Raw genomic sequence first — 18,274 nt, forward strand, 5'->3', positions numbered from 1 at the left:
TATGGGGCAGCAAACACTTATAAAAAATGCAAAAGTTGTAAATGAAGGTCAGATCAGGGAACTGGATGTGTTAATAGACGGTGAGCGTATTGCCAGGATTGATACAAGTATAAGTGTCCCGGAGGCTGTCGTTATAGATGCGTCAGGTGCATTTCTGATGCCAGGGGTTATCGATGACCAGGTGCATTTCCGCGAACCGGGACTTACCCATAAAGCGAATATAGCCACCGAGAGCAGGGCTGCTGTTGCCGGGGGCGTAACCACTTTTATGGAACAGCCTAACACGAATCCGCAGACGACAACCATCGAAAAGCTGGAAGAGAAGTTTAGTATAGCGGCCGGCAGTTCTTATGCTAACTATTCGTTTATGTTTGGCGGTACGAATGATAACCTGGAGGAGCTTAAACGCCTGGATAATAAATCGACTGCTGCCGTTAAGCTGTTTCTGGGTTCTTCTACAGGAAACATGCTGGTCGATAACGAGCAGGTGATCGAGACCATCTTTTCGAATACGGATATGGTGATATGTACGCATTGTGAAGATGAAGCAACAATCAGAAAAAACCTGGAACATTATACAGGGATCTACGGCGATGACATTCCGATTCAATACCATCCGGTGATCAGAAGTGAAGAAGCCTGCTTTGTGTCTTCTTCAAAGGCAATAGCCTTAGCTAAAAAAACAGGTGCCCGATTGCATATATTCCATCTTTCTACCGGAAAGGAAACACACCAGTTTGTAAATGATATTCCTCTGGAAGAAAAGAAGATCACGGCAGAGGTCTGTGTACACCATCTGTGGTTTTCTGATGAGGATTATAAAGAAAAGGGAACCCTGATAAAGTGGAATCCTGCGGTAAAAACTGCCGGTGACAGGGAGGAGTTGTGGAAGGCGTTATTAGATGACAGGATTGATGTTATTGCTACAGACCACGCACCGCATACCTTAGAAGAAAAACAGCAGGTGTATACGAAGGCTCCATCGGGCGGCCCGCTTGTTCAGCATGTGTTGCCTGCCATGCTGGAGAAATTCCACCAGGGGCGTATTGGTCTGGAAAAGATCGTGGAGAAAATGTGTCACAATCCGGCAAAATTATTTCAGGTGAAGGAGAGAGGGTTCGTTCGTGAAGGGTATTATGCAGATCTGGTACTGGTTGACCTTAATGACGGGTGGCAGGTAACCAAAGAGAATATCTTGTATAAGTGTGGCTGGTCTCCGTTTGAAGGAACTACTTTTAAATCGAAGGTTACCCATACATTTGTAAATGGGCATCTGGCATATAAGAACGGGGTTGTGTCGGAAGAAAGGAATGCTAAAAGACTTACATTTAACAGAGATTAGGAACATGATGGAATTTGGAAAGAAATGGATAGGAGGGATGCTGTTTTTTATACTACTGGTTTCATGCGAGACCCATATGGTTGAAAAACCCGGGAACCTTATAGAGGAAGAGCAGATGGTCGATATTTTTTACGATATCGCTGTACTGAATGCTGCCCGTTCGTCGAATGCAGGAGTTTTAAGGGATCATCGTATACAGCCTGAGGAGTTTCTTTATGAAAAATATCAAATAGATAGTTTGCAGTTGGCTAAAAGCAGTGTTTACTACGCTTCTAAACCTAACATACACCTCAGGATCTTTAAAGCCGTGGAAGAGCGCTTAAAAGAGGAAAAGAAACTTGCTGACAGCCTGATGAGAGTTAAGCGTGAGGAATCAATGAAAAAGGAATTTAATGGTAAGAAAAGAGACAGTGTGGTACCTGAAGAGGTGCCCGAATAATATTATTGAATGGCCTCCAGGGCGGAAGTGATTTTTTCGGTTGAATAACGGGTTTTTGAGTTCAAGGACCTGGCGGTATTCCGGGTTAGCTTTCGTTTGCCGCCAAATAAAGATTTTAACCAGTCTAATCTCCATAGCAGTTGCAAAAGCCAGTTTTTTAACGGTTTTTTCGGGGCAGCTACATTAATTTTCTTTGCAATGCGTTCTATAATTTCCTTGTAGGTAGTATTTTCGGAAACCAGGATAAACCGTTCGTTCTTAATGTCCGATTTCATGAGGGAGATCATCTGAACGGCAACATCGGAGACCTGAATAAAACCGGTACCTCCCTGCGGATAAAACGGAAGACCTTTTCTAAGGGTTTTGTAAAAAGTACCGCTGCCGCTTTCAAAAACTTCAGGGCCTAATACGACGCCCGGATTTACAATTATAACGGCTAAACCTTCTTGTGTGCCTCTCCAAACCTCCATTTCCGAGCGGTATTTGCTTACGGCATATACGTTGTTGGGGGCTTCCGGATTCCAATGGTCTGTTTCTGTTATGGGTAGATTGTCCACTCTTTTGCCCAGGGTGGCAATACTGCTTACGTAACAAAGTTTTTCCACCCCGTAATGGATGCATAAGTTTACAATATTAGCAGTGCCTTCGATATTATTCTTTTTTAATTTACGCCTGTCGGATGGGTTAAAACTGATATAGGAGGCACAATGATATACTGTGTCAATGTTCTCAAAAGCCGGTTCCAGAAGGGGCAGATCGGTAATATCGGACTTGAACCATTCTATCTTATTGAACAGATCGGTGGCATGATCTATTTCGAAGACCTTTTTGGTAAGTAGTTTTTTGTCTTCATTTCTATAAATGGCACGTACTTTTTCTCCTCTTCTCAGAAGTTCCAAAACTGTGTGGGACCCAACTAAACCTGTTGCACCTGTTACTAGTATCATGGTGCTAAAATAATGCTAATTTGTGAATGAGCCAATGCTTGTCGTGCTCATAAGGGTATTAATCGAATTATCTTTCAGTTTCCGATTTCGTACTTGTAACATCATTTGTATCTTTGCAGCTGTTTTTACCGTAAAAATGAAAGAAATGGCCAAGAATTTTATTGAAGAATTGCGTTGGAGGGGTATGATCCATGATGTTATGCCCGGAACAGAAGAACACCTTTTGGAAGAAATGCGTGCTGCTTATGTAGGGATAGACCCTACTGCGGATTCTTTGCATATAGGACATTTAGTCGGCGTTATGATGCTGAAGCATTTTCAGGCATGCGGACATAAACCTTATGCTTTGGTTGGTGGAGCTACAGGAATGATCGGAGATCCGTCGGGAAAGTCTAAAGAACGTAATCTTTTAACTGAAGACGACCTGCTTCATAATCAGAATGCAATTAAGGGGCAATTGAAGCGATTTTTAGATTTTGACTCTGATGGAGCGAATGCTGCCGTATTGGTTAATAATTATGACTGGATGAAGCAATTTTCGTTTCTTGAATTCATCCGTGATGTAGGAAAGCATATTACGGTAAATTATATGATGGCCAAAGATTCTGTAAAAAAGCGTTTGTCTTCTGAATCTTCCGAAGGGATGAGCTTTACGGAATTTACATATCAATTGGTGCAAGGGTACGATTTCCTTCACCTGTATCGGGCTAATGGCTGCACACTTCAGATGGGTGGCAGCGATCAGTGGGGGAATATTACCACCGGTACTGAGCTTATCAGAAGGGTGGAAGGAGGAAAGGCTTATGCACTTACCTGTTCGCTTATTACAAAAGCCGACGGAACCAAGTTCGGTAAAACCGAGGGGGGGAATATATGGCTGGATGCCGATCGTACGTCTCCTTATAAGTTTTATCAATATTGGTTAAATACCAGCGATGAGGATGCGGAAAAGTATATTAAGATATTTACCTTCTTAAGCAGAGAAACGATTGAAAGTCTGGTGGCAGAGCATCAGGAGGCTCCGCATTTAAGAGCATTGCAAAAGACCCTGGCGGAAGAGATTACCAAAATGGTTCATGGGGAAGAAAATCTTGAGAATGCAATCAAAGCTTCCAATATTTTGTTTGGAAAGTCTACTTCGGAAGAATTAAAGTCGCTTGATGAGAAAACTTTTCTGGATGTTTTTGAGGGGGTGCCACAAGCCGAGGTTTCTATGTCTGATATAGAAGGGGGACTGGATATGATAGGTGCATTATCTGCTAAAACAGGGTTTTTGAAATCGAATGGTGATGCCAGAAGAGAGTTGAAGCAAAATTCTATTTCGGTGAATAAAAATAAGGTGCAGGAGGATTATAGTATTACTTCTGAAGATCTTATAAACAATAAGTTTGTGCTTTTGCAACGCGGTAAGAAAAATTACTTTGTATTGGTGGTTAGCTGATTGCAAGAAGGTTGTTAAAAGATAAAATCATTGTCAGTTCGGGGGGCAGTCGGGAGCTAAAAGCTTGCTGAAACAAAATAGGTTTCGACTGCGCTCAATCTGATGTGAAAATTGATAAGTTGCTGATAATAAGTGTATTTTAGTCAGATTCGGCCCGACACGGCTATTGGGAAATTGCCGGACTTAAACAGGTGTCGACCATGTTTCGTCTGACATAGGTGTTAAAAAATCTTCTTTTTAGAAAGCATCTTTTTTATAAAACCATGAGGTTACAGCCCCTGATATCAGAATTATCGAACCTTCCGATGATTTCAAAACTGCCGTCGGGATATACTTTTCCGAGATCCTGGGTAGCGATAAAGGAGCAGGAGTTTATATTGGCCAGGTCGATTACGTTTACTCCGCCTGTTTTTCCGAATTCCTGAAGGGTTAAAGGGTCGTCAGTGTCTCTTGTAACTATTTTCATCCACGGGGGGCATTCAAATATGCCATTTCCTTTTGAGTATGCCTGAGAGAGTAATTCGGTCATGCCGTATTCGGAATGTATTTCAGGGACGCCAAATCCCTCTGACAGTATTTGGTGGAGTTCGGTACGGATCAGTTCTTTTCTTCTTCCTTTCATGCCTCCGGTTTCCATTATCAGGGTGTTTTTAAGTTTTAGCTGATAATTTTCAACAAGATCTAAAAGGGCAAATGAAACTCCCAGGAGTAATATCTTCTTGTTTTCTTTTTCCAGAAGATCTATTTTTTCTTTTAGGCTATGGAGGTCGTTTAAGTAGAAGCCACTGTGTTTGTTTTCGGATTGTTTAATCAGGTCGTTGGCCATGTATATGAGCGACGAGCCTTTTCGTTCGAGATAGGCCGGGAGCAAGGCAAGAACAGCATAGTCTTTTATGTTTCCATAGAAGTGTTCGAATGCTTCCAGATAACTCTGTTCGTATATGGAAAGGTCGCTGACGTAGTGTTTGCTGGTAGAGCTTCCGGTTGTGCCGCTGCTTGTAAATATGATGTCTGTATGGTCTAGGGTGACCGTTATTTTATGTGATTTAAAGAAACCGATAGGTAAAAACGGGATTTGCCGGATTGTCTTTACTTTTTCGGGGTTGGTGTTCAGCAGGTCGCAGAACGTTCTGTATGTTTTGTTCTTTTGATATTGGAAAGAGAACACATCGAGTGCTACTCTTTTAAATTCTTCGGCTGTTCGTATGTTAAAAATAGCGTTGCTATCCATGTGAAAGGTTTACTGGACAAATATAGGGTGTTTGTGGTTATTATTGGTAATAAGGGGTGCAAGCCCTGTGCTTTCCTTTTAATTTTCCGGACCAAATTTATGCTGACGGCTGTCTTGTGAACTTGTTCTGAGGTGGTTGGGCATTGGTTTGCCTGAGGCGGCTGCTGTTGTTATTCGATCATCGAGATTTAAATACTCCGACGCTTGCCCTTGTGAAATAGTCCTGACGGAATTTCACAGGGCTTGCTCCGAGGTTGTTTGCTTTCTGATTTTTAAATTATACGGGTTTTATCGCCTTGACTCTGTAAGGTGTTAATCCCTGTTTGCGAGGTTCGTATTTGGCAGGTAGATGTTGGGATGTGGTTGTAAATGGAGAAAATAAGGGGTAGGTCAACAGACAGGTGGTAGTATGTATAGGGAATAGAGGAAGAGTGTATGGGGTATCTGTATAGGGTGAACGGACTTTGAACAAACTTGAGCGGAGTTTCTACGGACTTTCTACGGACTTTTTGATGTTTATTCTGAAGCGTTTTTTCTTATTTAGATTCCCGATGTTGTATTTTTATGGATGTCCATATGTTCACGGGCTGTCGAATGCACCTTTTGTGAGTTTAAAAACCAAAGCACAGTTGATAAATACAGGGGGTCTTCTTTTGTTGGCAGGTTGTAATAACAGTCTGGACACAGCACCGGGTATGATTTGCAATAATGAGTAAACCGTGTTCAGCGACGGGTTCCCTGCATTATTTAGCTTTGGGCAATTTCTATTTGAACCCCGGACAGAAAATTATTATTCAACAACAAGCTTTCTTGTGGTGGCTCTGTCGTCTTCTACGACTTTCAGGATGTAGACCCCTTTATTGAGGTCACTTACATTCAGCGCTTTCGTGTTGAGTTTTTCTTTCATTACAACTTTGCCCAATACGTCGTAAATAGTTATTTGTTTGGGCAGGTTTTTGTCAGAAGAGATATATACTTTGCCGTTCTTTACCGGATTTGGATAAAGTTTAAAGCCGTCTATTTCATTTGCAACTCCTGAATTTGGTTTAAGGATATCGGGAATATCGGATGGAGAATGAGCGTATAAAGGAGACATCTGTTTTTGGGCACAAGTGGCATTCATATCATTATGAGCTACGTTCAGACTGTAACTTATAAATGAAAACATGCAAAAAATGAGAAACGTGTAAAGTTTTTTCATATGCGATTAAATTTTGGGGCATACTAATATAATAAAATAAAAACTTACACGTTAATAAACTCGATAAAGTGTATAGTTAAAAAAATCGTAAAACCTTGTTTTGTATGCCGACACCTTACATACGAAATATTTTAATTGTTAGACTTTTTATCATAAAAAACCCGGCCAGAGCCGGGTTTTTGTTTTTGTGATATTGTTTGTCAGATTTCTTATTCAAATCTAGTCCAACCATTTGCCCAGTCAGGAACGCCGGCACCGTTTCCAGCACCCATGCCTGTACCAACTGTATAGAATTCAGTATTGGTACCTTCGTATGAAGTTTCGCTGGTTACATTGTTGAAAACTACATTAGTGAAAGTAATCTCGTTATTGTCGATGTGACCATTGGCAACAGCATCATCGGCAGCGCTTTTGATATAAATACCAGTTTCGAAATCAGAGATATAGAAATTCTCTACTGTCCAGATTCCACCACCTTCTTTTACATAGATACCACCTTCTGATCCAGGGCCAACTACGGTAATGTTTTTTAAAGTTGCAGTAGTTGTAGGGGTGGCAGCACCGTTATCACCGTTATTAGAACCTTCTATCCCGGCTTTTGCACCACCTGTAATGTACCAGTACTCACCAGTTCCAGTCCATCCGTCAGCGAAATCAATAGAATCATCACCGCTGTTTGTAGAAACTAAATATTTTCCGTTCACTGAACCACCAAAGAATTCGATTCCATCATCACCACCTTCAAAAGATTGTACGTATTCGATTGTAGTTCCGGAACCAACACCGAATAAAGAAAGTCCGTTAAATTCTTTGTCTCCGTTGAAGCTTGCTCCGGTATATTCGATTCTTAGGTATTTGATGCTACCTGAGTTATCGTTATCTACGGTACCTCCATAAGTAAGATCAGATACTTCTGCGGTAGCTGTCTGACCTGTAGAACCACCTTTGTTTGTGTTAGCTCTTCCGCAGATTACTAATCCACCCCAGTCTCCCGCAGCAGGTGTAGCTTTAGCTGAAGTCATTACAACCGGATCGTTTGCAGTACCGTTTACGAAAATCTGACCATCCTGGGCAACAGCGATATACGAGCTGGTTCCTCCTGAGGCAGCAATCTTAGTTCCGGCAGGGATTGTAAGGGTTGCGCCTCCTCTGACGATTAGAGCACCTGTTAAATTGTAAGTTTCACTTGGGTTTAAAGTCAGTGATTCACCATCTTTTAATTCTCCTTTGAAATTGCTTGGATCTATCACAACATTCTCTCCTCCGTTGTTGTCATCATCTGAAGAGCTGCATGATGCGAAGAATAAGGCTGAAACAGCCATTAATGATAAAACTAATTTTTTCATGTTTTTTAATTTAATTTAGTTGTTTTAATTATTTGCAAATGAATAATTTCTGTTTTACTTGGTGCTTACTATATTATTACTATAGTATTAATTAAAAGCATTCGTATTTAGCCGTATGTTAAGCTACTGTAATTAAAACCTATATGTTAATGACAGGTTCAGGTCTATACCTTTTTTGTACGATAGCACCGTTACATCCTGAGTTTCCTGAACGCGTTTAACAGTAGGGTTTAACAGGTTTCTGGCTTTGAATCCCAGACCAATGTTTTTGTTGAGTTGAGACTTGACAATGAAATCTAATGTTCCAACGGCTTTATCTACCAGGTTACCTCTGTTATTTGTTCCGATAGCGTATAATCTGTCTGAAAAATAGTTGTATGATAGGGTTGTTAAAATGTTTCTATTTTCAGAAAAATCTTTTGTATAGCTGATGTCAGCATTTAGGAGTAAATCTGAGGCTCCTGTTAAAGTACCTTCATCATGGGTGAATCCAACGCTTAAGTTTGTTTCATCGATTACTTTTTGGCTATCAAAGTCCTGATTTGTATACATGTAGGATGCGTTGAAACCAAATGACAGTTTATTGTTAAGCTCGTTGTCTGAAAATTTAAAGATGTTCTTTCTGATTTCCAATTCACCTCCCAAAGCGACAGCAGATTCCCCTGTATTAACATATGATACGTCGTTCGTAGCTGAAGCAACGGTAACTTCGTTGATAGGATTCTGGATGTATTTACCAAAACCTGTTACAGAGACCAGTTCGTCGTTGCTTGGGAAGAATTCCCATTTGATGTCTGCATTGTAATCTGTTGAAGGGTATAGGTCCGGGTTACCAAAAGTAACCTGGGTAACTTCTTCATACTGGAAAGGAGCTCTCTCTTTAAACTGAGGTAGGGTGTATGTTTTGCTTCCGGCAAATCGTATGTTTTGTTTATCGTTTAGTGCATATCTCAAAGAAGCACTTGGTAAAATCTCAATTTGATCAAAATCACTGTCATCACCGGCAGGGTCAAGAGAAGTTTCCCATTCGATATCCTGGAAGATGTATTCGCCTCGTAATCCGAAAATGGCAGTGAATTTTGGTGAAAAATTATATTCAACCGCACCGTATGCAGCATGGATTAATTGTGATCCATTGTATGTTTGAGGGTCTAATACTCCCGGAGTTCCGGCAGATCCCCTGTATGTTTCCATAGAGAAGTATCCGGCGTCAAGGCTTTGCTGATTGAAGTATGCATCGAGATTGTCAGTAAAAACCTGTGGTTGCTGGATGTCTCTGTTAATTCTGAAGTTAAACTGTGTTGCTTCGAAATCTACGTTTTTGAAACGACCGCTATAACCCGCTGATAGCTTCCCCTGGTAATCGCCATCTTCATTCTTTTTAAACTTGTATGAAGCTTCCAGATTTGCAGCCAGTTCGTCTTCTGTCAGATCCTGGTAAAACCTGTGGTTATCTGAAGTAGCTAAATCTGAAACAGTTAAGCCGGCATTAAAGTTGTTGTTATCAATGGGAACCAAAGTGTTCTGCATCCTGTCAGGAATTACATTCTCAACAATGTTGTATGATACACCCCAATTCAGGTCAAATTGCTCGCTTAAATTGTTTTCTCCTAAAAGTTGATTTACAAACAATGAGGTTCTGTCAAATGTCGACCTTCTCACATAACCACCGCCATTGGCGGCATTATCAAAGATGTCTATAACTCCTTCGTACTCATTATGGCTTTGAGCTGTAGAGTTTATATAAAGCGAATTAAACTGCAAAGAGTTATTGTTGTTGATCCTGTAGAACACATTTCCTAAAAGGGTAGCGTTGGTGTCATATTGATATGCCTCATAGGTAAGGTCTTTTCTTGCTACTCCTTGTGTGCTGACAGCCCCTCTTGCGATACCTTCTTTGTAGTTATAGTTATTGTCGAAAGCTGCCGATGCAAAAAAGCTTAACCGGCTTTCTTCCCCAAATGTATAAGAGTCGCCACCTGTTAAAGAAAAGGAGTTTTCTACAGGAGTGTAAGTGTCGGTTCCCCAGCTGTTCTTAAACTTATATGATGACAGCGGGTCGTTAGGGTAGTCTGTGTTGTAAAAACCTGATTTGTTCGGGCCGTCTTGTAAGTAAAATTTATTTACTTCCATAGCGTTGGTGTTGCCACCGATCCCAACTCCAAATTCGAAGTAGCCATCACCTTTATAGTTTTTAGAAACAATGTCGATATTTGCTCCTGCAAAGTCACCGTAATTTTTGTGGCTAAAGGTTTTTGAAATGCCTATGTATTCTACGATGTCAGTTGAGAAAATATCGAGGTTGATATTCTTTCTTGAAGGGTTGTTAGAAGGTAAAGGCAATCCGTTCATTGTTGTTGAGTTGTACCTGTCTCCCAGACCACGCACATAAATGCTTCCTGATCCTTCTTGTTTCGAAATACCTGTTGTTTTTGTTACAGCCGTAGCTACATCACTTACTCCTTTTCTTGAAAGTTCTTCGGCTCCGATACTCTGTTTGATTTCAATGGCCCTTTTCTGATCTAATAGCAGGGCTGCTTCAGATTCTCTCCTTACAGTAGTCGTAACAACTACCTCATCGAGGCTGACGCTGCCGGCCCCAAGAGCAGTATTGATTTCGGTAACTTTACCGGCTTCAATTTTAACGTTTGGAATGGTTATGGTTTCATAACCTACAAAACTGATTGTTATTGAATATGTGCCAGGAGTTAAGCCGCCAATCTCGAACAAACCGTCCATGTCGGTGGTTGTTCCTTTCGTGGTAGCATTTACCTGTACATTTGCGAAGGGTAAGGGATCGTTGTTTAATTCCTTATCCGTAATTTTACCTACAACCGAACCTGCATTGTCTTGTGCGGTTGACAGGGTTGTAACCATTAAAAATAATAATACTAAAAATTGTCTCATCACGTCACTTTAAATTCTGCCGCAAAGAAAGAGGGAGACTGTAAAGGTGATGTTATTCACATGTTATTGTTCTGTGACGACATTGTTAGTTTTATGTTATCTGCATTAAATGAATGTTAACTCCTTTTATTAAATAATATTATCTTTACTTTTGAGCTCGAAAATCAAAGCGACAACGCCTTTTTTGAGTTGTTATATATTGATTTTTAATAAGTTGTTTGAACAAACTTTAAGAAATGAAAAAAAGAGACATTAAAATTCTTCTGGTCGACGATGAACCGGATATCCTTGAAATAGTGGGGTATAATTTATCGAATGAGGGTTACCAGGTTATTACCGCAAAAAACGGGTCGGAGGGTGTTGCGAAGGCAAAAAAGGAACAGCCTCATCTTATTATCCTGGATGTAATGATGCCTGAAATGGACGGTATTGAAGCTTGTGAGCAAATCAGGAAAATGCCTGACCTACAGGAAACAATCATTACCTTCCTGACGGCCAGAGGGGAAGATTATTCTCAGGTGGCTGGATTTGATGCCGGTGCCGATGACTATATTACCAAGCCGATTAAGCCGAAGGTGCTGGTAAGTAAGGTGAAGGCATTATTGAGAAGACTGAAAGAAGGTGCCGAGACTACAGATAAGGTTGTAAAAGTAGGAAATATTACCATTGACAGGGATGAATATAAAATTATTCAGAACGAAGACGAGATTATCTTGCCGAGAAAAGAATTTGAATTGCTTTCTCTGTTGGCATCCAGACCGGGAAAGGTTTTTAAAAGAGAAGAGATCCTGGATAAGGTTTGGGGTAATGAAGTTGTTGTAGGCGGAAGAACCATAGATGTTCATATCAGGAAGCTTCGTGAAAAGATTGGCGACGATCATTTTAAAACGGTAAAAGGAGTCGGGTATAAGTTTGTGTTATAAATGGCAATAAAGCTCAGGAAGTCATACAGGTTTGCGTTGCGTTCTTCTACTTACATTACCCTTATAGTTTCGACGGTAGTGGGTGTAAGCCTTTATTACTTTTACGAACTGAACCCTTTGATTCTTATCATATTTGCATTGTCGTTATTTACTGTCTGCTTCTTTATCCTGCAGTATAGGGTAGAGAAGTTTATCTACAGGAGGGTAAAAAGAATATACGATGATGTTTCCCTGCTCGAATCGAGCTCTTTCCAGAACCAGGCGGTAACGACGGATATGCGGACCTTGACCCAGGAGATCGAAAAGTTCGCTAAAGACAAAAAATTTGAAATAGAGACGTTGAAGGTGCGGGAAAACTACCGGAAAGAATTCCTGGGGAACGTTTCTCATGAGTTAAAAACCCCGCTCTTTACGGTGCAGGGGTATATAGAGACCTTATTGGATGGCGCTATAGACGATAAAAAGGTGCATAAGAAGTATCTTCAACGTGCAAATAAAGGGGTGGAGCGGCTGATCTATATCGTTAAAGACCTGGATATGATCACTAAACTAGAGGTAGGCGACCTGCATCTGGAATATGAAGATTTTGATATTGTGGAGTTGGTCCGTAGTGTGTTCGAAATGTTCGAAATGAAAGCCGCCAAAAAGAACATAACCCTTACGTTTGATATGCCTTACGATGAACCGATAGTGGTACATGCCGATAAAGAACGGATCCAGCAGGTAGTAGCCAATCTGGTAGTGAACTCCATTAAATACGGGAGGGAAGACGGAACTACGGAGATAAGTATAGAGAATCTTATTAAAAACAAGGTGATTGTCAGGGTTACTGACAATGGGGAAGGTATTGAAAAGCAGAATATAGCCCGCATTTTTGAGCGTTTTTACAGGATAGACAAAAGCGGAAGCCGAAAAGAAGGCGGATCAGGTTTAGGGCTTTCTATTGTCAAGCATATTATTGAAGCCCATAACGAAAAAATCTACGTAGAGAGTGTATACGGTATGGGTTCAGAGTTTTCATTTACTCTCGAAAAGACGAAATAGACCGGCGTAATCAATAGCTGTTTTAAAATCTGTTAAGCCCGTATATTCATCGATCTTTTTCAGATCTTCAATCCTGAACTCTTCTTGCCTCGCATACGGAACAATACCGTGTTTATCCAGTCTTTTGGCAAGATATTTTTGTTCATATTGTCCGGGGGTTGGAATAAAAAAGGCTTTCTTTTCTAGTTTTGCCAGGTCCATAACGGTGGTGTAGCCAGACCTGGATAGTACGGTTCTGCTCTGGTTAAATGCGGCTTCCAGTTCGGCAGAATTCATAAAATTAAAGAAGGTGACATGTCCCTGCCGTTCGATGGTCTGTTCTTTTTCAATTTTTCCCTTTACAAACAATACATTGCCTTCAAAGTTATCGACCTCCTTGGTAAGCAGGTTTTCGAGCATGGTACGTTGCGGTTCCGGACCTGAGATAATAACCATCAGGTCGTATACTGTTTTCTGTTCTTTTTTCTCAAGCCGGCTTAAGGGACCGAGGTATTTTATATTGAGGGTAGAGTTTTTTAAATGACCGAGTTTTCCTGTTAGATTAGGCTTTTCTTCCACGTCCGGCACCCAGCATTCATCGAATTTCTTTATGATCTGCTGGTGCATTCTAGAGCTTAGCCAGGTGGTGTTTCCGGTCAGTACATTTAATTGATGCGTTATAAATACAGAAGGAACCTTACTGCTGTAGATGCCCATTCTGTTATCGGAAATAATGCCGTCTATGTTATATTCATCAATAATTTTGTTGAGTTGTTTTTTCTCTTCAGTGACTGCTTTTATGATCTTCGGGGAATCCCAGATCATTTTCAGTTTGAAATTTTTTCCCTTAACGGCATATTGAATCTGGTAAGAAGGAAGTTGTACCGTTTTTAATGTGGGGAATTCTTTTTTTAAAAGTTCAAGAGCAACCCCGTCTGAAGCGATAACAGGAGTGTATTGATGCTCTTTTAATGCCCTGATTATGGGGATGCATCGTGTGGCATGGCCTAATCCCCAATTTAAAGGAGCGATCAGGATCCTTTTCTGTTTTGTCATAGGGCAAAGAAACTACATTTTTATCTCTTAGATATTTCGCTAATTTTGTCAAAATATTAAATAATTGAAACCGGCGCTTCATTTACAGAGCCCGGAGACAGGTAGTAGTTCAATGAATCCTCGTCTGAGGATGTAAAGAAATGAGTTAAACAGTGGGAAGCAAAAACAAATTGAAACGCTTTAGGGAGAATGAAACATTCCCGAATATGGTGCAGCCTACCAGAGAAGAGGTTGTAAATGATTCTTTTAAGCTAAAAGGGAAGTGGAATGAAGAATTTTTTAAGAACGACCATCCTATCGTGCTTGAGCTCGGTTGTGGAAAAGGGGAATATAGTGTTGGCCTGGGACGGAAATTCCCGGAGAAAAACTTTATAGGGATCGATATAAAGGGAGCCCGCATCTGGAGAGGAGCTAAGACGGCGGTAGAAGAACGTATTACCAATGTAGGTTTTCTAAGAACCCAGATTGAGCTTTTGGAAAAGATATTTGAAGCTGATGAAGTTGCTGAAATATGGATTACTTTTCCTGATCCTCAGATTAAATACAAACGTACTAAACACAGGATGACCAACAGTAACTTCCTTCAGTTGTATAAGCGCATCCTTAAGCCTGATGGTGTTATGCATTTAAAGACGGACAGTGAGTTCATGCATGGGTATACTTTGGGGTTGCTACATGGAGAAGGGCACGAAGTTTTGTATGCAAATCATAATGTTTATAAAAATGAAGGAAGTCCCGAGGAAGTAACTTCTATTCAAACTTTTTACGAAAAGCAGTATCTTGAGCAGCAGAAACCGATTACATATATAAAATTCAAGATAAAATAGATGGAGCACTTGGCCATTCTTTTTTTTGCCACCTTTTCTGCAGCCCTTATGGGGGTTGTTCCTCCGGGATTGATTAACATGACTGCAGCTAAAGTAAGTTTAACGAAAGGGAAGGTTAATGGTATTCTATTTGCATCCGGAGCATCGGCGACAGTGGTGGCACAGGCTTATGTGGCTGTACTGATTTCAAAATATCTGTATAATAACCCGTTTATTATTGATATACTGCTTAAGATAGCCCTGGTGGTATTTGGTTTTTTTACTGTCTATTTTTTTATTGTTGCCCGAAAAAAGAAGGAGAAAAAGATCAAAGAAGTAGATGTCAGTAAAAGAGGTAGCTTTTTAAAAGGGATGCTGTTGGCATTGGTAAATTTATTGCCAATTCCTTATTTCTGTGGTTTGAATGCGGCCTGGAAAGTATCAGGATGGATCAAGTTTGAGGTGTGGGATGTTTTGGTGTTTATTATAGCTGCCGGTTCCGGGACATTTGCGATGCTCTATATGTATGTGGTTTATTTTGATAAGTTACAGGCCAAGAGTGATCGCTTTTCACGGTATTCAGATTATGTTTTATCTGTTTTAATGCTGATTTTGGTGATTATAACCTTCATCCGGATATTTTATGGCGAATAATGAGAATTTTTTCGAACGGGTATATGAGGTGGCACGGCAGATTCCTTATGGTCGGGTAACCAGTTATGGTGCCATAGCCAGATACCTTGGAGCGGCCCGAAGTGCACGAATGGTGGGCTGGGCGATGAACGGGAGCGGTTTAAAGGAAGACATACCGGCACATCGGGTTGTAAACAGGAAGGGAATGCTTACCGGGAAACACCATTTTCAGGGAACCAATTTAATGCAACAGCTTTTAGAAAGTGAGGGAGTCCGGGTGAGAGATAATCAGGTGCTGGATTTTGATAATTATTTTTGGGACCCTGCAAAGGAGCTTCCTTGAATTGTTAAGATCAAGACGAAATGAATAACCAAAAGGAAGATGTGTCTGTATTGAAAGTGAAAAACAGTTTTGACCAACCACCAAATATTATTTATGAAAAACTTGCTTTATATCTTGGCAGTGGCTATTGCCGTATCTTCATGTGGCTCGTATAAATACTATAGCCCTACACCAAATGCAGTCCTGTTTAAAAATAAAGGGGAAAGTCAGTTCTCCGGAAGTATCGGTAGTTCGGGCCTCTCTTTGAAAGGTGCTTTGGCTTTATCGGAAAATATCGGTTTTATTGGAATGTACCATGCTTCACCTTATGAATATCGAAGTAAGGAAGGAGAAGTGGGGATAGGTTATTATACAGAGGCAGACCCCGGAGGTGTTTTTCTGGCCGGAGGAATGGGGTTTGGAACTACCTATGAATATTCGGATGAAGGACAGACTACCAAATTATACCGCGGTGATTTCAAGAAACCTTTTATACAGTTTAACGGCGGAATCACCGGAGGGACGATTACAGGTAAGTTAAAAGGGGATATCGCAGGAATTTTGAAAGCTTCCTATTTTATGTATGACGGGGAGTATCAGGATGAGAGCAGACAGCAGATATCGTCAGACTATATGTTGATAGAGCCCGGGATGCTATTGTCCGTAGGAACACGTTCTGTGATGTTTGATATTACTTCGAGCTATCCTTTGCGACCAAATTTTGAAGAAGCGGATAATCGGAAAAATGCACGGACATTCCCTGTTACGGTTAGTTTTGGAATTCGCTTCCTCTTCGGAAGGGACGCAGACGAAAAGAAGACAGATGAAATAAAAAGTGAAGATTGATAAAGGAAAAAAGGAATTAGGGGCTTTTGATTGTTGGTAATATTGAATTGCCCCGTATATCTAAATACAGTTGTATAGGTTTACGGTTCGAAGCTCCGTGAGTTTGCTTGAGGAAGTTTGCTCTTATAGTGGGTTGTCCTATAAATTCCTTTTATTTATAGATTGCTGTTTTCGATCTAAGCGCTTTATTATCTAAAAGCTAACTACTATCTTTGCAATTTAGAATCAATTTAATTAGAGGGACAAGCCTTCATTTTAAATAGCTATATGGAACGAATATTAAGAGTTTTAAAAATACTTGATTAAAGGGAACGTTTAAAATTCTTAATGTGAGAACGGAGTGATTGCATACGTTCTCTATTTTGTAAAACACTTATAGTTAGGTAATTATTAAAATTTAAACGTGTGAAATTAAACAGGAAGGATATTTTAGAAGCTCTGGAAAGTATTTCGGCACCCGGTGAAGGGCAGAACATGATAGAGAGTGGTGCAGTTACAAATGTGATGACTTTCGGAGATGAGGTGGTAGTGGATATCACCATAAAAAATCCAAGCCTTCAGGCTAAAAAGAAAACCGAAGTAGAGATATTGAAAACCATTCACGATAAGGTTTATCAAAAAGCCAAAGTGAAAGTTAATATTAAGGTTGATGCTCCGGAGAAGCCACAGGGAAATCAAATAAAAGGAAAACCGATTCCGGGGATTAAGAATATTGTAGCGGTTGCTTCCGGAAAAGGAGGTGTTGGTAAATCTACCGTTACGGCCAACCTGGCAGCTACGATGGCTAAAATGGGTTTTCGTGTAGGGGTGTTGGACGCTGATGTATACGGGCCGTCCATTCCGTTAATGTACGATGTGGAGGGAGCCCGGCCACTGGCTGTTCATGTAGGCGGAAAGTCTAAAATGAAACCGATTGAAAATTACGGTGTCAAGATCCTTTCCATAGGTTTCTTTACGCAGCCTAACCAGGCTGTAATCTGGCGGGGGCCAATGGCTGCCAAAGCGTTGAACCAAATGATATTTGATGCCGATTGGGGGGAACTCGATTTTCTGTTGATCGACCTGCCTCCGGGAACGGGCGATATCCATTTAAGCATCATGCAGGCATTACCAATTACCGGTGCGGTTGTGGTTAGTACCCCTCAAAACGTGGCGCTGGCTGATGCCCGTAAGGGAGTTGCTATGTTCCAGCAGGAAAGCATTAGTGTGCCTGTGCTGGGGATTATAGAAAATATGGCATATTTTACTCCTGAAGAGATGCCTGATAATAAATATTATATCTTTGGAAAAGAAGGTGCGAAGAACCTGGCCGAGGATTTAAAAGTGCCATTCCTTGGAGAAATCCCGTTGGTGCAGAGTATTCGTGAAGCAGGTGATGCAGGAAGACCTGCCGCATTGCAGACGGCAACTCCTCTTGAAGAGTCTTTTGAGGAGTTAACAAAACAAGTTATACAAGAAGTGGTAAGCCGAAACGATAGTTTGCCACCAACCGAAGCTATTAAAATAACAACAATGGCAGGTTGTTCGGCTGTAAAAAAGAAGTAATTATGACTTTAGATGAAATTAAGTTAAACGTAGAGAAAGCATTGGAAGAGATCCGTCCCTTTTTAAAAAGTGACGGAGGAGACATTTCATTGGTTTCTGTCGATGAGACATTGGTAAGAGTCCGTCTTGAAGGTGCATGTGTTGGTTGTCATGTAAACCAGATGACGTTGAAAGCCGGGGTTGAGACAACCATCAAGAAATACGTGCCTCAAATTGAAACGGTAGAAAACATAGCTTAGGCTGAAGTCTGTTTAGAAATAGATACT

17 protein-coding genes are annotated in these 18,274 nt (G+C 40.7%); 11 read left to right on the plus strand and 6 right to left on the minus strand.

The window, feature by feature from the left end; translation table 11 throughout:
• Position 1: 1 nt before the first annotated feature.
• Both MQE36_RS07100 and MQE36_RS07105 read left to right on the plus strand, forming a co-directional pair.
• On the plus strand, positions 2-1,342 hold the full coding sequence (locus tag MQE36_RS07100; protein ID WP_242938469.1) for a dihydroorotase: 1,341 nt from the start codon (positions 2-4) through the stop codon (positions 1,340-1,342).
• Between the two features lie 4 nt (positions 1,343-1,346).
• Entirely contained in the window at positions 1,347-1,781 is a 435-nt protein-coding gene (locus MQE36_RS07105; RefSeq protein ID WP_242938470.1) for a DUF4296 domain-containing protein, read from the plus strand.
• A 2-nt stretch (positions 1,782-1,783) separates the two neighbouring features.
• Here the strand turns inward: MQE36_RS07105 and MQE36_RS07110 are convergent, their stop codons facing one another.
• Complete coding sequence (locus MQE36_RS07110) at positions 1,784-2,728, minus strand: NAD-dependent epimerase/dehydratase family protein (RefSeq protein WP_242938471.1); 945 nt, start codon at positions 2,726-2,728, stop codon at positions 1,784-1,786.
• A 145-nt stretch (positions 2,729-2,873) separates the two neighbouring features.
• Here MQE36_RS07110 and tyrS point away from each other — a divergent pair, with 145 nt between their 5' ends.
• Positions 2,874-4,169, plus strand: coding sequence for a tyrosine--tRNA ligase (tyrS, locus tag MQE36_RS07115; protein ID WP_242938472.1), 1,296 nt, complete (start codon positions 2,874-2,876; stop codon positions 4,167-4,169).
• A gap of 253 nt (positions 4,170-4,422) precedes the next feature.
• Here the strand turns inward: tyrS and MQE36_RS07120 are convergent, their stop codons facing one another.
• The 4 genes from MQE36_RS07120 to MQE36_RS07135 form a co-directional block, all read right to left on the minus strand.
• On the minus strand, positions 4,423-5,400 hold the full coding sequence (locus MQE36_RS07120) for a LuxE/PaaK family acyltransferase (protein WP_242938473.1): 978 nt from the start codon (positions 5,398-5,400) through the stop codon (positions 4,423-4,425).
• Between the two features lie 790 nt (positions 5,401-6,190).
• The gene (locus MQE36_RS07125) at positions 6,191-6,601 is read right to left on the minus strand and encodes a T9SS type A sorting domain-containing protein (RefSeq protein ID WP_242938474.1); all 411 of its coding nucleotides are present in this window, start codon (positions 6,599-6,601) and stop codon (positions 6,191-6,193) included.
• Between the two features lie 209 nt (positions 6,602-6,810).
• The gene (locus MQE36_RS07130; RefSeq protein WP_242938475.1) at positions 6,811-7,947 is read right to left on the minus strand and encodes a hypothetical protein; all 1,137 of its coding nucleotides are present in this window, start codon (positions 7,945-7,947) and stop codon (positions 6,811-6,813) included.
• Positions 7,948-8,079: 132 nt separating this feature from the next.
• Positions 8,080-10,854: a TonB-dependent receptor gene (locus MQE36_RS07135; RefSeq protein WP_242938476.1), complete on the minus strand. Its 2,775-nt coding sequence runs from the start codon at positions 10,852-10,854 to the stop codon at positions 8,080-8,082.
• 236 nt (positions 10,855-11,090) lie between these two features.
• Between MQE36_RS07135 and MQE36_RS07140 the strand changes: the two genes are divergently transcribed.
• Positions 11,091-11,777, plus strand: a complete 687-nt coding sequence (locus MQE36_RS07140; protein WP_242938477.1) for a response regulator transcription factor — start codon at positions 11,091-11,093, stop codon at positions 11,775-11,777.
• Entirely contained in the window at positions 11,778-12,821 is a 1,044-nt protein-coding gene (locus MQE36_RS07145) for a sensor histidine kinase (protein WP_242938478.1), read from the plus strand.
• Here MQE36_RS07145 and MQE36_RS07150 read toward each other — a convergent pair.
• Positions 12,795-13,856, minus strand: a complete 1,062-nt coding sequence (locus MQE36_RS07150; protein ID WP_242938479.1) for a glycosyltransferase — start codon at positions 13,854-13,856, stop codon at positions 12,795-12,797. The two genes, MQE36_RS07145 and MQE36_RS07150, sit on opposite strands and share 27 nt — an antisense overlap.
• 152 nt (positions 13,857-14,008) lie before the next feature.
• Here MQE36_RS07150 and trmB point away from each other — a divergent pair, with 152 nt between their 5' ends.
• From trmB to MQE36_RS07180, 6 genes are all read left to right on the plus strand, one after another.
• Positions 14,009-14,683, plus strand: a complete 675-nt coding sequence (gene trmB, locus MQE36_RS07155) for a tRNA (guanosine(46)-N7)-methyltransferase TrmB (RefSeq protein ID WP_242938480.1) — start codon at positions 14,009-14,011, stop codon at positions 14,681-14,683.
• Positions 14,684-15,316 carry a LysE family transporter gene (locus MQE36_RS07160; protein WP_242938481.1) on the plus strand — a complete coding sequence of 211 codons (633 nt, stop codon included), beginning with the start codon at positions 14,684-14,686 and terminating at the stop codon, positions 15,314-15,316.
• Positions 15,306-15,638, plus strand: coding sequence for an MGMT family protein (locus MQE36_RS07165; RefSeq protein WP_242938482.1), 333 nt, complete (start codon positions 15,306-15,308; stop codon positions 15,636-15,638). Before MQE36_RS07160 ends, MQE36_RS07165 begins: the two co-directional genes overlap by 11 nt.
• A gap of 93 nt (positions 15,639-15,731) precedes the next feature.
• Positions 15,732-16,463 carry a hypothetical protein gene (locus MQE36_RS07170; protein WP_242938483.1) on the plus strand — a complete coding sequence of 244 codons (732 nt, stop codon included), beginning with the start codon at positions 15,732-15,734 and terminating at the stop codon, positions 16,461-16,463.
• A gap of 405 nt (positions 16,464-16,868) precedes the next feature.
• On the plus strand, positions 16,869-18,008 hold the full coding sequence (locus MQE36_RS07175) for an Mrp/NBP35 family ATP-binding protein (protein WP_242938484.1): 1,140 nt from the start codon (positions 16,869-16,871) through the stop codon (positions 18,006-18,008).
• Positions 18,009-18,010: 2 nt separating this feature from the next.
• Positions 18,011-18,247: a NifU family protein gene (locus tag MQE36_RS07180; protein WP_242938485.1), complete on the plus strand. Its 237-nt coding sequence runs from the start codon at positions 18,011-18,013 to the stop codon at positions 18,245-18,247.
• Positions 18,248-18,274: the final 27 nt, after the last annotated feature.

The sequence above is a fragment of the Zhouia spongiae genome (assembly GCF_022760175.1).
Lineage (GTDB): Bacteria > Bacteroidota > Bacteroidia > Flavobacteriales > Flavobacteriaceae > Zhouia > Zhouia spongiae.

Coding starts and splice junctions, on each gene's coding strand:
- MQE36_RS07145 (WP_242938478.1), top strand. CDS start 11,778: ATGGCAATAAAGCTCAGGAAGTCATACAGGTTTGCGTTGCGTTCTTCT.
- MQE36_RS07150 (WP_242938479.1), bottom strand. CDS start 13,856: ATGACAAAACAGAAAAGGATCCTGATCGCTCCTTTAAATTGGGGATTA.
- MQE36_RS07140 (WP_242938477.1), top strand. CDS start 11,091: ATGAAAAAAAGAGACATTAAAATTCTTCTGGTCGACGATGAACCGGAT.
- MQE36_RS07170 (WP_242938483.1), top strand. CDS start 15,732: ATGAAAAACTTGCTTTATATCTTGGCAGTGGCTATTGCCGTATCTTCA.
- MQE36_RS07160 (WP_242938481.1), top strand. CDS start 14,684: ATGGAGCACTTGGCCATTCTTTTTTTTGCCACCTTTTCTGCAGCCCTT.
- MQE36_RS07110 (WP_242938471.1), bottom strand. CDS start 2,728: ATGATACTAGTAACAGGTGCAACAGGTTTAGTTGGGTCCCACACAGTT.
- MQE36_RS07165 (WP_242938482.1), top strand. CDS start 15,306: ATGGCGAATAATGAGAATTTTTTCGAACGGGTATATGAGGTGGCACGG.
- MQE36_RS07130 (WP_242938475.1), bottom strand. CDS start 7,947: ATGAAAAAATTAGTTTTATCATTAATGGCTGTTTCAGCCTTATTCTTC.
- MQE36_RS07125 (WP_242938474.1), bottom strand. CDS start 6,601: ATGAAAAAACTTTACACGTTTCTCATTTTTTGCATGTTTTCATTTATA.
- MQE36_RS07120 (WP_242938473.1), bottom strand. CDS start 5,400: ATGGATAGCAACGCTATTTTTAACATACGAACAGCCGAAGAATTTAAA.
- MQE36_RS07135 (WP_242938476.1), bottom strand. CDS start 10,854: ATGAGACAATTTTTAGTATTATTATTTTTAATGGTTACAACCCTGTCA.
- MQE36_RS07105 (WP_242938470.1), top strand. CDS start 1,347: ATGATGGAATTTGGAAAGAAATGGATAGGAGGGATGCTGTTTTTTATA.
- MQE36_RS07100 (WP_242938469.1), top strand. CDS start 2: ATGGGGCAGCAAACACTTATAAAAAATGCAAAAGTTGTAAATGAAGGT.
- tyrS (WP_242938472.1), top strand. CDS start 2,874: ATGGCCAAGAATTTTATTGAAGAATTGCGTTGGAGGGGTATGATCCAT.
- MQE36_RS07180 (WP_242938485.1), top strand. CDS start 18,011: ATGACTTTAGATGAAATTAAGTTAAACGTAGAGAAAGCATTGGAAGAG.